This is a genomic window from Sphingobacterium sp. 18053 (assembly GCF_902706145.1).
In the GTDB taxonomy this organism is placed as follows: domain Bacteria; phylum Bacteroidota; class Bacteroidia; order Sphingobacteriales; family Sphingobacteriaceae; genus Sphingobacterium; species Sphingobacterium paramultivorum.
This window is the reverse complement of record NZ_CACSJW010000009.1, coordinates 270552-284301: the sequence shown is the minus strand read 5'-3', so window position 1 is coordinate 284301 and position 13750 is coordinate 270552. Positions and strand designations below refer to the sequence as shown.

General features: G+C 40.1%; 11 protein-coding genes and 1 tRNA gene. 7 read left to right on the top strand and 5 right to left on the bottom strand.

From position 1 onward, the window contains the following. Positions 1 to 75: 75 nt before the first annotated feature. Positions 76 to 2262, bottom strand: a complete 2187-nt coding sequence (locus GVK91_RS21550) for a glucoamylase family protein (protein ID WP_153844743.1) — start codon at positions 2260 to 2262, stop codon at positions 76 to 78. Between the two features lie 160 nt (positions 2263 to 2422). Between GVK91_RS21550 and GVK91_RS21545 the strand changes: the two genes are divergently transcribed. Together GVK91_RS21545 and GVK91_RS21540 are read left to right on the top strand one after the other, a co-directional pair. After that, complete coding sequence (locus tag GVK91_RS21545; RefSeq protein ID WP_153844744.1) at positions 2423 to 3376, top strand: acetyl-CoA carboxylase carboxyltransferase subunit alpha; 954 nt, start codon at positions 2423 to 2425, stop codon at positions 3374 to 3376. Positions 3377 to 3644: 268 nt separating this feature from the next. Then, a tRNA-Lys gene (locus GVK91_RS21540) sits at positions 3645 to 3717 on the top strand. Positions 3718 to 4160: 443 nt separating this feature from the next. On the opposite strand, the gene GVK91_RS21535 is transcribed toward GVK91_RS21540, so the two are convergent. After that, entirely contained in the window at positions 4161 to 5513 is a 1353-nt protein-coding gene (locus GVK91_RS21535; protein ID WP_159731283.1) for an AcvB/VirJ family lysyl-phosphatidylglycerol hydrolase, read from the bottom strand. Positions 5514 to 5781: 268 nt separating this feature from the next. Next, positions 5782 to 7680 carry an alpha-L-fucosidase gene (locus GVK91_RS21530; protein WP_159731281.1) on the bottom strand — a complete coding sequence of 633 codons (1899 nt, stop codon included), beginning with the start codon at positions 7678 to 7680 and terminating at the stop codon, positions 5782 to 5784. A 383-nt stretch (positions 7681 to 8063) separates the two neighbouring features. Between GVK91_RS21530 and GVK91_RS21525 the strand changes: the two genes are divergently transcribed. From GVK91_RS21525 to GVK91_RS21505, 4 genes are all read left to right on the top strand, one after another. Beyond that, a complete protein-coding gene (locus tag GVK91_RS21525) occupies positions 8064 to 8516 on the top strand; it encodes an SRPBCC domain-containing protein (protein WP_159731279.1) in 453 nt (150 codons plus the stop codon). 92 nt (positions 8517 to 8608) lie between these two features. Further along, entirely contained in the window at positions 8609 to 9037 is a 429-nt protein-coding gene (locus GVK91_RS21520; protein ID WP_088162799.1) for a DUF1801 domain-containing protein, read from the top strand. 8 nt (positions 9038 to 9045) lie between these two features. Next, positions 9046 to 9975 carry a DUF1801 domain-containing protein gene (locus tag GVK91_RS27410; RefSeq protein ID WP_200845677.1) on the top strand — a complete coding sequence of 310 codons (930 nt, stop codon included), beginning with the start codon at positions 9046 to 9048 and terminating at the stop codon, positions 9973 to 9975. Between the two features lie 23 nt (positions 9976 to 9998). Then, a complete protein-coding gene (locus tag GVK91_RS21505; RefSeq protein ID WP_159731277.1) occupies positions 9999 to 10823 on the top strand; it encodes a VOC family protein in 825 nt (274 codons plus the stop codon). Between the two features lie 75 nt (positions 10824 to 10898). On the opposite strand, the gene GVK91_RS21500 is transcribed toward GVK91_RS21505, so the two are convergent. Both GVK91_RS21500 and GVK91_RS21495 read right to left on the bottom strand, forming a co-directional pair. After that, positions 10899 to 11318 carry a SufE family protein gene (locus GVK91_RS21500; RefSeq protein WP_153844750.1) on the bottom strand — a complete coding sequence of 140 codons (420 nt, stop codon included), beginning with the start codon at positions 11316 to 11318 and terminating at the stop codon, positions 10899 to 10901. A 12-nt stretch (positions 11319 to 11330) separates the two neighbouring features. Further along, complete coding sequence (locus GVK91_RS21495) at positions 11331 to 12554, bottom strand: cysteine desulfurase (protein ID WP_159731275.1); 1224 nt, start codon at positions 12552 to 12554, stop codon at positions 11331 to 11333. Between the two features lie 190 nt (positions 12555 to 12744). Between GVK91_RS21495 and GVK91_RS21490 the strand changes: the two genes are divergently transcribed. After that, positions 12745 to 13737, top strand: a complete 993-nt coding sequence (locus GVK91_RS21490; RefSeq protein WP_159731273.1) for an acyl-ACP desaturase — start codon at positions 12745 to 12747, stop codon at positions 13735 to 13737. Positions 13738 to 13750 lie beyond the last annotated feature (13 nt).

Below are 13750 nucleotides of genomic sequence, written 5' to 3'. Positions count from 1 at the left end.
TCGATTTAAGCACGTAAATATAGCGAAAAAAGTCCAATATGACATCCCTTCTACGTCATATCTAACGTAACAAATCTATTTCTTGGTATATACTTTTTCTAAAGTCTTTTTTACCTCAGGAATATTCTCATACAATTTCCAAATCATGCCTGAATTTGCATTCTCGATCATCACGGCAATCGTTGCCTGATTCCTCGCACGATAGCTTTCAGAAACATCGTTGTTTTTAATATCAATCCAGCTTCTGAAACCATATTGTGTAAATAACACATCAGCGTATTCTTCGTAAAATTTACGCAATGCTTTTAGACCAATCTCCTTTTCAAATGGGTAAGCTGCAATAGCTATTGCAGGATTCACCAAATACCCCTGATACGTATCTTCCACATTTTCCACGCCCCAAATATCTGTAAATCGTGTCCCTATACTCATTTCATTATCTCTCCGTTTATAGGCAAGAATATAATTCGACAAATATTTCTTGTAATCTACAAAATCATCTACTTTCCCTTTAGGATCCATAATCAAAAAGGGACGATAAACAGACATCAATGATTCATTTAAACTGCCGCCCGCAATACTCTTGGCAAAAATAACTTTGTCGTCGGAGTAGATCGAAATCCCGGCATTTCCCATGTCGCCAACTAAAGGGTTTGCACTTATTGAACGCGCTAAAGAATCATTTAATTTCATTTTGAGTTCAGGAGCTAAATCATTGGACTCATCCCCAAAATACAATTCGTTGCCTTTATGTTTGGTTGCAAATCCATTGATATAAGCTGAAATAGCTAAAGGGTGGGTAGGTGAAGACATCGCCAGTAAATAGGTACCCAAACTCTCGTTAAATCCCCCCAAAGGCCTCGATCTAGCTGTACTGTCTACAGGCGACCACTTATTCCAGAGTACATCAGGATTCTGTGCGTCTGTAAAATAGTTCCAATTTATGCGTTCCCAGAGCTTCGTAATGTTATTTCTCAAGGTCTGTTCCTCAGGATCCTCTTTAGAAAAATATTGGCGAGCGATTAAAAGCGATTCCATGATATGGGAGGTTCCGCGCAAATCGTATGTTGGAATTGAATCGCGATAATAAGGCACCCCCGACCGGCCATCGTAAAGCGCCGTAAAGACCCCTTGATGTTGTTGTGCACTACTCAAAAATTTCACAATCCGTGTTAACCTGACCAAAAGAGCTTGTCGCGAGATCAAGTTATTCTCTCCAGCCACAAGCAAACCCAAGATCGCATAGCCAGTTTCATTTGTAGATACAATAGCCTGTCTATTGCCTCGATCAGGCAGAAACATACCACTATTCACATCATAGTTGTCTATAAAATAATTCACATGAGCATTCCGGATAAAATTTAACATCTCCGTATCCGTACCTTTTTTTGTCTGTACCTCCCTAACCTCAGAAAAAGGAGATTCAACATAATTATAGTCTACCCAAGCGATCTTATAATAATAAGATTTGTTATATTCATTTACTCTATCTAGCGACTTCTGTACATAGATGGGTAAAATTGCGATCGGCTGAAAATTGAGTTTATCTTCCGAACGGTAGATTTTCACATAGCGAATACTTGGTGTTAGCGGCAATTGCCAGACCAACTCGACTTGTTTATCCACGGAACTGATCTTAGATAAGATAGCTGCTGATGACAGTCTTACCTTTGGATAGTTTTTGGGCAAAAACTCTATTTGATCGATAAATAATTGATTTGTCTGCAGTGCAGTTCCATTCTGTTCCAAAATTAAAGCCGAAACAGGCTTCCCTAATGAAATTCCTACAAATTTGGCGACTGGAATGGAAACATTAAGCCAAGTATCATAAGCAAAATCATCGATATAATTTGCGATATCCACAGCATTTGTCCTTGTATCATTTTGCTGTAAGGTGACTTTTGGCAATTGTCCCTTTTCAGTATTGCTTTGAATAAAAAGCTTAAAAGTTAGCTGATCATCCTTGGCAATTAAATAGGGAAATTTCTGTTTATCGTTTAAAATACTTGCCTCCCATTTACCATTAGGAGAAGAAACGTACCGCAAAGAAAGCGAATTGCCTGGCGTAAAAAACAAGCTATCAGAAACTGGTAGGCTATAGCTTACATTTTGGATCCATGATTCACCAGTATAATGAGCGATACTCTTAGCATAACTCCCGTTGATAACACTATTGTCAAATAAAACCTCAGGATAACTTTCTGATCGAACAAGTGTAGGTAAGATCAGTAACAAAAGAAAGTAAAAATATTTTTTCAGCATAAGTCAACATTTTTCACAGGCCTACAATCAAAAACTAAGCCACCAGTACGATTATAACGCAAATGTAACAAAGGAATTCCAATGATATTATCCTCCCTAATTTTAATTTAAGAAAAAATGCGCTAAATTAGCCCTCTGAATATTTTCATAAAATAGATATATGAAAACCACGTTTGATTTTGAAAAGCCAATTGCAGACTTGCAATTGCAAATTGAAAAGGTAACTCAAGTTGCCGAAAAAACTCAAGTTGACATGAGCGCAACCGTTCGTGAGCTTGAAGAAAAGCTTGCTTCTACTGAAAAAGAAATATACGGCAATTTAACAGGCTGGCAGAACGTTCAAATGTCACGCCATCCGGATCGCCCTCAGACTTATGATTATATAGAAGCGATCTGCGACGAATTTATCGAGTTGCATGGTGATAGAACCGTTAAGGATGATAAAGCGATCGTCGGTGGTATGGCTTCTATTGATGGTAATGCCGTTATGATCATCGGTCATCAAAAAGGTAAAAACACCAAAGAGCGTCAATTCCACAACTTTGGAATGGCCAACCCTGAAGGCTACCGAAAAGCCCTACGTTTAATGAAAATGGCGGAAAAGTTCAATAAACCTGTGATCACGTTAATTGATACGATGGGTGCTTATCCAGGACTTGAAGCTGAAGAACGCGGACAGGGTGAAGCGATTGCACGTAACCTCATGGAGATGGCTGTATTGAAAGTTCCGATCATTTGCGTTGTTATTGGTGAGGGAGCTTCAGGTGGAGCTTTGGGTATTGGTGTTGGAAACAGAGTCTACATGATGGAACATACCTGGTATTCGGTCATATCACCTGAATCTTGTTCTTCTATCCTATGGAGAAGCTGGGATCATAAAGAAAAAGCCGCTGAGGCATTAAAATTGACTTCAGAAGACATGTTGGGTAACGGCTTGATTGATGGTATTATCCCTGAACCGCTAGGTGGTGCTCACCAAGATCCTGCGGCAGCAGCGGCTAATCTAAAAAGCCAGCTGTTGAAAGATCTTGCTGAATTGACAGCTAAAGATAGCGATACATTAGTTACTGAAAGAATTGATAAGTTTAGTAAAATGGGAGTGGTAACTGAATAATGTTATCAATACGACCCCACAGAATAAAAAAGTCAGCAATTAGCTGACTTTTTTTTATGGCTATCCTGCATTAAAAATACGCCCACTCGTTCCAAGAAACAGCCTCCATACGAACCAATCCTATCCGCAAGTTTCCTAAAAGGCTTTTTTAACAAAAAATAATTCAGTAATTTTTAAATAGTTACAACTTTAATCAACAAAAAAGACAAAAACATTTTGCACAAATAACTTATTTTTCTACCTTTGCATCACTTTCAAAAACAGAAAGGATTCCGTAGCTCAGCTGGTAGAGCAATACACTTTTAATGTATGGGTCCTGGGTTCGAATCCCAGCGGGATCACAAAAGAAAAGCTAATCTTACGATTAGCTTTTTTTGCTTTAACAGTATTTGAACCCGAAAGAAGTGTCGCCAGGGTTCGATCGGAACAAATTAGGATCAAATAGGGACGAAAGTAGGTCTTATTACAGTGTTTGTTCAGTTCTCGTTCAGTGGCTCAATGATAGTTCAGTATAAACTGAATAATGACTGGACTAATTACTGTCTAAAAATTGATCTTCTCAAGACTCAGAAATAGGCCGGGTAAAGCAACATCACAGTGATCGAATCAATATTGCTCATACAAAAAGACCTCAATACATCGATCAGCGAGACCTCTAGCACTGCAAGGCCCTCCAAGAAGGTACCGTTAGTAAAAGAATAGAAAAGCCAGAATTTCCTTGAAATAATAATCATTAGCCTTAAGTGAATGTTTCATCATTAGGCTGGGTATATGATTAACTTGGTTATTTGATCGCTATGGAGCTGATCACCTTAGCCACAATGGCTTCGTAATCATTATCAAAATGGTGCCCTCCAGGCAAAATTTCTACAGGTGCTCCTGTATTTCTAAACTTCGCTGCAATCTCGCTATCTTCCCCGAAACCAAAAATACACAGTTTGTGCAGACTTACTTTTTTCAACTCCGCTACTACATCATAAGGTTCACTACGATCACCTAAACTCAGCATATCCGCCACATGGATCTCAAAATCGGCCTGGTCATCTGGCGATAACAAAACCAATCCAGTGGTCGCTTTTCTCAACTTCTCGGGAAGGCGGTTGGCGATAAAGGGTATCACACAGGCGCCAAAAGAATAACCCATTATCGAAAAAGTGATATTAGGTTCCCTTTCCTGAAAATAGGTCAAGATCTCGGACACTTCCTTTGTCGTCTGTTCTGGTGTCTTTGCATTCCAAAAATATTTCTGTGCATCCAAGCCAATCACTTTGATCCCCTTTGTCGCAAAAGCACTGGCCAACCCCCTGTCGAAACTGGTCCAACCACCATCGCCAGAAATCATAAACATCAATTCCCTTGTAGAGCTCTTGGGTTCCAGTATCTCAATGGGCATATCCGTTTTGAGTACGCCTGTATTTTGGCTAGGCTGGCCCGCCACCTGCAACTTCTGAAAAGCCATCCGGAACTGGGGCAGCCAATTATCGGCAATGGAGAAACCATGCCCTACTTTAGGCAAGCTGACCAATTGGACATTTTCTATCCCTTTAAGAAAATCTGCTGTGGCATTAAAGGGGCAGGTCTGATCTTTTACACCATTAAGTACCCAAAACGGAGCGGCCAACTTTTCGCTACGATCCAGATAATAACTTTTTCCGGGCTTTAAGATATGGGAAGATAATCCACTGCCCTTACAGAGTGGTTTAGCAATATTGATATCTGGACAGAAACCTAAGGCAATCCCACCACGAAAGGTACCTGCCGGAGCCTGGGCAATCAAGCCATAGATCAGGGTTGCCCCATAGGAGTAACCTACCAATATGGGTTTCTGATAGCTTTCAAACTGATATTTCTTTTGGAGGGCCATGCTGAGCTGCTCGAAATCTGCAGCAGGATAATAACAATCCTTTTTTGAACGTGCCATTGAGGTAGCAAAATGCTTCGCGTCGATACCGGCGACGAGCGCCCCCTGTGCAGCTAGAAATTTAGCCATATTAATTACCCCAAACTGCCAACCCCCATCTCCAGAAACAAATAACACCAAGGCATTTGGTTTACCTTTCGGCGCGTACATGCTCAGCTTGCCGAAACTTCCATAGGAGAAAGTCTGTTGGGCGATGGCACATTGCGAAAACAACATGATAAAGAAATATAAAATAAGAGATGATCTTTTAGCGGTTTGATCCATGGCAATCCTTCGATAGCGGTTAATATTTACTAGTGTAATTTAATAAAATGCGAATGGATTATGAAAGATATTTCTACGGTATTTTACCTTAAGAGCTATCTGAGCACATAGCACCAACCTAGATCATATAGGCGATCTACCTGGCCGAAATGTATTTAGCTGTAGCGTTTTGAACGGTTCTCGATTCCGCAAGACAGATGCTCACTAAGCTCAATACAAATTATTCGGGCAGCAATATTACTTCCAAAAACTTCACCATTTCTGCCCCCGCTATAGTATGGGCACTTAATTCAATCACTTGCTTGCCTTTTGGCAATACCACCGTACCCAATTCAAGTTGATTGTCATGCAAACTGACAGAAGACGACGGATCTATTGTAAAATCAATCTTCTTCCCCCCTAAATTTAAGCCGAGCTTCCCTCCCGTACCTGCAACATCTTTCACATACCGTATAGCCACCTTGAAGCGTCCGCCATTTAACACATTCGTTTCCCATCTCAAACCCTGACTTAAACTAGCCCAACCCGTCACATAGTAGCGATTCCTTTTACCATCCCCAAACTTCATCGGACTACCTATCTGTTTTGCATAAAAGGTCAGTAGCCGATTTTTATTGATATTATGATCCACATACATTAAATCAGGATTTATTGGATTAGTTATCGTATCCTTCAATTGCACCACCACAACCAGGTCATCATCCTGAGACGTTATTTGATCTATAGGAATATGCAGTCCATCTTTGTCGGACCTATATTTTCTGATCGTTTCTCCCGACAATAACGAAACAGAATTAACCTTAGCAATCAGTCCACCGACAATCAGATCATTCCGTAGAGGGCGTTCGAAAACGTGTAAATACAGGGTATTTTTACGTTGGGTAATGACTCCCCACGGCTGACGAGGCAAACGAGATGGTCCAACATCAATGACACTTCCACTACTCCCCCGCATCCAGTAACCTAAGCCCTTTAAAATAGCGACATCAGCGCTGTCGATGCTTCCGTCACCCTTGGGGCCAATATTCATTAGAATATTCCCACCCATGGCCCTAGCCTTCGCTAAGAGTTTGATAAAATGAGCGGTCGGTTTATGGCTCTTATCGGTCGACGAATAGCCATAGGATTCATTTGTAGTTGGTATGGCCTCCCAATAAGCGCCAGAAGCAACTGGATAATACTCCTCAGGTCGATCTGCCGTATTCAGATAATCGCCATAATTCTTTTCCTCGGTACGCGCCAATCGACCATTGACTATGATATTCGGATCTGCTGTTCGAATAGCCTTTAAAATTCTCAGGTTTTCAGATAGCGGCAACTTATGAGGTGTATCAAACCACAACAAATCCGGATGATAGCGCTGAATAAGTTCCTCAATCTGTGGAATCGCCTTTTGATCTACATAATGCCTGGCCTTTGTCAACCATTCGGGATGTTTGTCAAACCAATTTGTACCACCCAACAATTTATCCCCACCTGGATTACTGTAATCCCAGTCATTACCCGGAGCATCCGGATGCTCCCAATCAAAAGCATGCGAGTAATAGAATCCAAACAAAAGCCCATGTTTATGGCAGGCTGCTGCTAATTCCGCCAATGGGTCCCTTTTAAATGCGGTGCTTGACAATGAATAGTCACTTGAAAATGCAGAAGGGTACATCGCAAAGCCATCATGATGCTTAGCCGTGATGATAAAATATCTCATCCCTGCATTTTTTGCCAACAATACCCATTCCTCTGCATCAAACTTTAAAGGATTAAATCTACGTGCAGAATCAAGATACTCACTACGTGGGATTTTCATCACACGCATCAGATGCTCCGCATAGCCCCCTCCCGGCCTCCCCTTCCAAATATTTCCATATTGAGAATAAACACCCCAATGAACAAACATACCAAATGAGGCTACCTTCCATTTTTCTAGGCGTTGTTCACGAGTTAATGCAGCTTGTTTCCACCAACCAGTTTCTGCTTCAACAATCGCATTTTTATCACGTGCTGTCGCATCATTAAACATATTTGAAGCCTCATTGCCCTCATTTACATTTTTAATCTGTGCGCTCGAAAACAATATTCCCGAAGAAAGCATAAGAAGAAAAAAATACTTGATTTTAAACATAACTTTGGTTTTATGAAGATGGCAAATCCAACCTGAAGGATTTCAGGCAGACACCCTTTCTAAATTTATTGAATTATCGTTCCTGGCGACCTAATGGAAGGAATACAGGATCGATTTTAACTATAATCAAAAATAATCTAAAACTACATTTTATTAGTGTACAATTCGTTCGTTTTAGGGGAAATATTGATCCGAGTCCGCCAAAAAAGAAAACCTATTCTTTAATAGGATGTTTATATCGTATATACATCTTAAAATAAATAAACAGTGATCTAAGCGATAGATTGCTCCATGGTCACCAAAAGATCTTTTAAATATTTTTAACATAATCAGATACAAGCTATCTGTATTTATTGAATATTTGTCTAAAACTTTAAATTAATATGGAAAAACTAACCGCCAAAGCCAGCATCCAAATTCAGAAACCAATCAACGAAGTTTTTGAGGCTATTGTAGATCCTAATAAAATGAATCACTATTTTATAAAATCTTCAACTGGACGTCTAGAGACAGATAAAACGGTAGAATGGACATTTCCAGAATTTCCCGACAGTTTTCCCGTGACAGGAAAAACCATCAGCCCCAATTCTCATATCTCTTTTGACTGGAGTGGAGGACTTCCCAATCAACTGGTAGAAATTGCACTATCCACATTCGGAGAAAACGCGACGGTCATAAAGATTACAGAACACGAGATGAACAACGATGCAGATGGGATTCTAATTATGATGCGACAAACAGAAGGTTGGGCCAACTTTTTAGCGTGTATGAAAGCGTATCTAGAATATGATATCAATCTGAGAACTGGAGCTTTCGATTTTATGTTCCAAAAATAGTGCTATCGAAAAATAGCTGCTCATCGAATTGCTTCAAATACAATACATTCAATTAAGGTTATCCGAATATCCGGCAAAGACTTCAACTATACATGGCAAAAAATAAAACTGCATATACCGAAGCATCTGTCCAAGACTTTATAAAAACAGTTGACGACCCACAAAAACAAATCGATAGTGCAACACTGATACAGCTTATGGAAACCACAACGGGTGAGCCGGCTAAAATGTACGGACCAACTATCATCGGATTTGGAAACTATCATTATACCTATGCAAGTGGGCATGAAGGCTATGCTCCATTGATCGGATTTAGCCCCCGAAAATCAGCAATCTCCCTTTATGTATTTACCGGCGCCGATGAGCACCGACATTTGGTCGATCAGCTAGGGAAATTCAAAATAGGCAAAGCTTGCATATACATCAAGAAATTAAGCGACATCAATATAGAGATACTCCATCAGCTTATGTCCGAAACGATACAGTTTATTGAAAATAAGTATACGAGAATCAAAGAATAACACAAATTATGGGAACGAGCATCGCAACAATAGACGAATATATCAATCAATTTGAAGAGGAGAAAAAAGAATATCTGATCAAGGTGAGACAGCTTATTGCTGGCCTAGTCCCTCCTTCTGCAGATGAAACGATCTCTTATCAAATGCCGACCTTCAGATACAAGGGTAATATCATCCATTTTGCGATGAACAAAAACCATTTGGGCCTCTATCCAGGACCCGCTGCTATCGAGTACTTCGCTACAGAACTCAAAAATTTTAAAACCACAAAAGGTGCGATACAAATCCCCTTGGATCAACCGATTCCAACACAAATAATTACCGATATTGTCAATTTTAATATTGATAAGCTTAAAGACAAACAAGGTCCTAATTGGTACCAAAGCCGAGGGAACTGGCAGGAGGCCGAAGAACTCATGCAGCAAATCATCCTGCAAACTTCCTTAAAAAAGGAATTCAAATGGGGGAGTTATATCTATACTCATAAAGGAAAAAATGTCATCGGTTGGGGCGGCTTTAAAAATTTCTTTTCCCTCTGGTTTTATAATGGTGTATTCTTAGCAGATCAGGATAAACATCTCATCAGTGCCTCCGAAGGAAAAACGAAAGCATTACGACAATGGCGCTTTGAAGACGTTATGGATATGGATGTCGAAAAAATAGCCGCCTATATCCAAGAATCCATCCAAACCATTGACGAGGGAAAAGAGCTCAAACCAACTAAATCTCCAACGAAGCCTCCCACCGGTCTATTATTAGAAGCGCTACAGGCAGATCCGATCTTCGGGGAAAGTTTCCGGGCTTTAACACCAGGAAAACAGAAAGAATACATCGAGTATATCGATGAGGCCAAGCAAGAAAAAACGAAACAATCCCGTCTTGAAAAAATTAAGCCGTTGGTCCTCGCTAAAAAGGGCTTGAACGACAAATACAAATAGGTGAACGCTAAAACAAAAAGAAAATGATGAATAATTCAATTATCCCATCCATTTGGTTCGATCAAAACGCGCAGGAAGCCTTTGATCTTTACTGTCGCATCTTCCCCGAAAGCCATATTAGCAATAGCTCTCCCATCGTTGTTGAAGCTGTCCTAAACGGTGTAAAATTTATTGGAATAAATGGAGGTCCCATATTCAAACCCAACCCATCCATATCTTTTATGGCCATTTGCGAAAGCAAAGAGGAAATTGATCGTATCTGGAATTCACTTTCTGCGGGCGGCAATACCTTAATGCCACTAAACTCCTACCCTTGGAGCCCTTATTACGGCTGGCTGGCCGACAAGTTTGGCGTCAATTGGCAATTATACCTCGGTAAAAGGAGCGATACCAACCAGCAGGCAATTGTACCAACCTTAATGTATTGCGGAGAGCAACAGGGAAATTGCGAACAAGCTTTAGCTTTTTATGCGGAATTATTTCATGATTTTCGAAGCAATGGGATCATGAAATACACAGAAGGTGAATATATCGGATCAATCCAACATACCCAATTTTTAGTCCGGGATTTTACGCTCATGGCAATGGATAGCGGAGTTCCTCAAACTTTCACGTTTAACGAAGGTATTTCACTCACCATCCTCTGTAAAGATCAGCAGGAAATTGATTATTTCTGGAATAATATCACGAAGAAAGGTAAAGAGAGCATGTGTGGCTGGTGTAAAGACGAATTCGGCGTAAGCTGGCAGATTGTACCCGAACAAATTGCAACATTACTACAGCGACCGGGGGCAAATGAAGCGCTCATGAAAATGAAAAAAATTATTATCCAGGAGCTCATAGGATAATTTCAAGAGGGACCTCAAGCTGAGGATAAGAGCTATGTAAAATAGTATTAAGAAAAGGGGATGAATAATCCCCTTTTAAACTTTCACTTGCAATGCCAATGCGTACAATTTCATTTGCTTAATCATGGATAGCAAGCCATTTGCCCTTGTCGGTGACAAATGTTCTTTTAACCCTATTTTATCTACAAAATATAAATCGGCATCAACGATCTCCTTGGCGCTATGTCCAGATAGCACTTTGACCATTAAACTCACCAAGCCTTTTGTGATAATCGCATCGCTATCTGCCGTAAAATACACTTTTCCATCTTTTATTTCCGGGAAAAGCCATACCTTGGACTGACATCCTTTGATGATATATTCATCTGTTTTGTATTGTTCATCAATTAGAGGCACTTCTTTTCCCAGCTGGATGATGTACTCATATTTTTCCATCCAATCCGTAAAGAAAGCAAAATCCTCAATTAATTCATCCTGTATTTCATTAATGGTCATACCTATTTTTTATTAAATCAACATATTGACCGCGCGTTGGATACCGGCGACCAAAATATCTATTTCCTCTTTTGTATTATATACCGCTAAAGAAGCACGAATAGTTCCCGGGATACCGAACCTATCCATGACAGGTTGGGCACAATGGTGGCCTGTACGCACAGCGATTCCTAATTTATCCAAGATCACACCAACGTCATAAGGATGAGTACCGTCAATTACAAATGAAATAACGGAACATTTCTTCTCGGCCGTTCCAATAAACCGCATGCCTGGGATTTCAGCCAACTTCTCCGTAGCGTACTGCAACAAATCATGTTCGTAAGCCTCGATATTTTCCAGACCTATTGAATTGATATAATCTATAGCCTCGTTCAAACAGATACCGGCCTCAATATTGGGTGTACCGGCCTCAAATTTAAAGGGCAGTTCGTTATAGGTCGTTTTTTCAAAAGTAACTTCTTTAATCATATCTCCACCACCTTGATAAGGCGGCATCGCGTTCAATAAATCCTCTTTACCGTATAACACCCCAACTCCAGTAGGGCCGTACATTTTATGTCCGGAGAATACCAGAAAATCTACATCAAGCTTTTGAACATCAATCTGTATATGTTGAACCGCCTGCGCAGCATCAACTAACACAACAGCACCATGTCGGTGAGCAATTGAAATCATCTCACTCACAGGATTGATTGTCCCAAGGGAGTTTGAAACATAGGTTACAGCAACTAATTTGGTTTTCTCATTAAACAAATTGCTGTAGGCATCCATATCAAGCTCACCTTTATCGTTCATCGGAATGACCCGAATTTTACAGCCCTTTTCATCACAAAGCATCTGCCAAGGCACAATATTAGAATGGTGTTCCATCGCTGAGATAATAATCTCATCACCTTCATGGATAAAAGCTCTGCCATAACAAGTTGCAATCAGATTAATTCCATCTGTTGTTCCTTTGGTGATAATGATTTCCTTATCTTCAGCGGCATTGATGAAAGCCTGAACTTTTTTCCGAGTCACCTCAAAAGCGTCCGTCGATATCTGACTAAGATAATGTACGCCACGATGCACATTACTATTCATATCTGTATAATAATGTACAATCGAATCGATAACAGAACTCGGCTTCTGTGTTGTCGCGCCGTTATCCAAATAAACCAATGGTTTACCATTTACTTCTCTCTTGAGAATCGGAAAATCGGCACGTATTTTATCTATATTAAATTTTTCCAACGTCGTCTAAATAATTTATACAAAGTTAATAGTATTTTATCGAATACGGGCTGGCCAATCTGTTTTTTATGTCATTATCAATGTCGGTTTTCGAAGGTGTCCTCAGCCAAAAAAGGATTTTTTGGCATTTTAAACAATTATAGTTAGCTTTTATAATTTATTGATGCTATTTAGTTACCTTTGTAATGATATGCAAGAATTACCTCTAAATTTACCAGAAGGCTCACGTAAAGAAGTGATGGCCTATTTGGAACCGTTCATGCTCAATGAGATGAGCGAATACCTGAAGCCTGTTGAAGAAATGTGGCAACCTGCCGATTTTCTTCCAGATTCTTCTAGGGACAGTTTTTTTGAGGAAGTAAAAGAGTTGCAGGAAAGTGCAAAAGAACTCTCTTATGATTTGGTCGCAGTATTAGTTGGAGACACCATCACCGAAGAGGCCCTTCCAACGTACGAATCATGGTTGACCATGGTAGAAGACGTTGACAAAAACGAGCAAGGTGGATGGATGAAATGGGTACGCGCTTGGACGGCTGAAGAAAACCGCCACGGTGATCTGTTGAACAAATACCTTTATTTGTCGGGTAGAATAGACATGCGTCAATTTGAAATGTCTACGCAATATCTTATTCAAGACGGTTTTGATATCGGTACTGGTGCAGACCCTTACCGGAATTTTATTTATACTTCATTTCAGGAATTGGCAACCAACGTTTCCCACCGTCGTGTATCTGGGCTTTCCAAAAAAAGCGGTGATAAACTTTTGGCAAAAATGTGTGGTGTCATCGCATCTGATGAAGCACGCCATGCCAAAGCCTATATGTCTTTTATTTCAAAAGCAATCACAGTAGACGCGAGTGAAGTCATGATTGCATTTGAGGATATGATGCGTAAAAAAATCGTTATGCCAGCCCAGTTCTTAAGAGAAGCAGGCGAGCCCCAAGGAGAAGCGTTTGCACATTTCTCAGACGCGGCCCAACGATTGGGAGTATATACTGCTTTGGACTACGTGGATATCTTAAAAGAGCTGAATAGTGAGTGGAAAATAGATCAAGTTACCGGCCTGAATGATAAAGGTGAGAAAGCGAGAGATTATCTACTGAAACTACCAGATCGTTTGGCTAGACTGGCTGATCGGATGAAGGTTCCAGAAAAAGATTATAAATTCAAATGGATTTATTGATATAAAAAAAAGC

Excerpts from the sequence above, each read along its gene's own strand:
- GVK91_RS27410 (WP_200845677.1), top strand. The coding sequence starts at position 9,046 with ATGGGAACGAGCATCGCAACAATAGACGAATATATCAATCAATTTGAA.
- GVK91_RS21505 (WP_159731277.1), top strand. The coding sequence starts at position 9,999 with ATGATGAATAATTCAATTATCCCATCCATTTGGTTCGATCAAAACGCG.
- GVK91_RS21535 (WP_159731283.1), bottom strand. The coding sequence starts at position 5,513 with ATGTTGTTTTCGCAATGTGCCATCGCCCAACAGACTTTCTCCTATGGA.
- GVK91_RS21500 (WP_153844750.1), bottom strand. The coding sequence starts at position 11,318 with ATGACCATTAATGAAATACAGGATGAATTAATTGAGGATTTTGCTTTC.
- GVK91_RS21545 (WP_153844744.1), top strand. The coding sequence starts at position 2,423 with ATGAAAACCACGTTTGATTTTGAAAAGCCAATTGCAGACTTGCAATTG.
- GVK91_RS21490 (WP_159731273.1), top strand. The coding sequence starts at position 12,745 with ATGCAAGAATTACCTCTAAATTTACCAGAAGGCTCACGTAAAGAAGTG.
- GVK91_RS21530 (WP_159731281.1), bottom strand. The coding sequence starts at position 7,680 with ATGTTTAAAATCAAGTATTTTTTTCTTCTTATGCTTTCTTCGGGAATA.
- GVK91_RS21550 (WP_153844743.1), bottom strand. The coding sequence starts at position 2,262 with ATGCTGAAAAAATATTTTTACTTTCTTTTGTTACTGATCTTACCTACA.
- GVK91_RS21525 (WP_159731279.1), top strand. The coding sequence starts at position 8,064 with ATGGAAAAACTAACCGCCAAAGCCAGCATCCAAATTCAGAAACCAATC.
- GVK91_RS21520 (WP_088162799.1), top strand. The coding sequence starts at position 8,609 with ATGGCAAAAAATAAAACTGCATATACCGAAGCATCTGTCCAAGACTTT.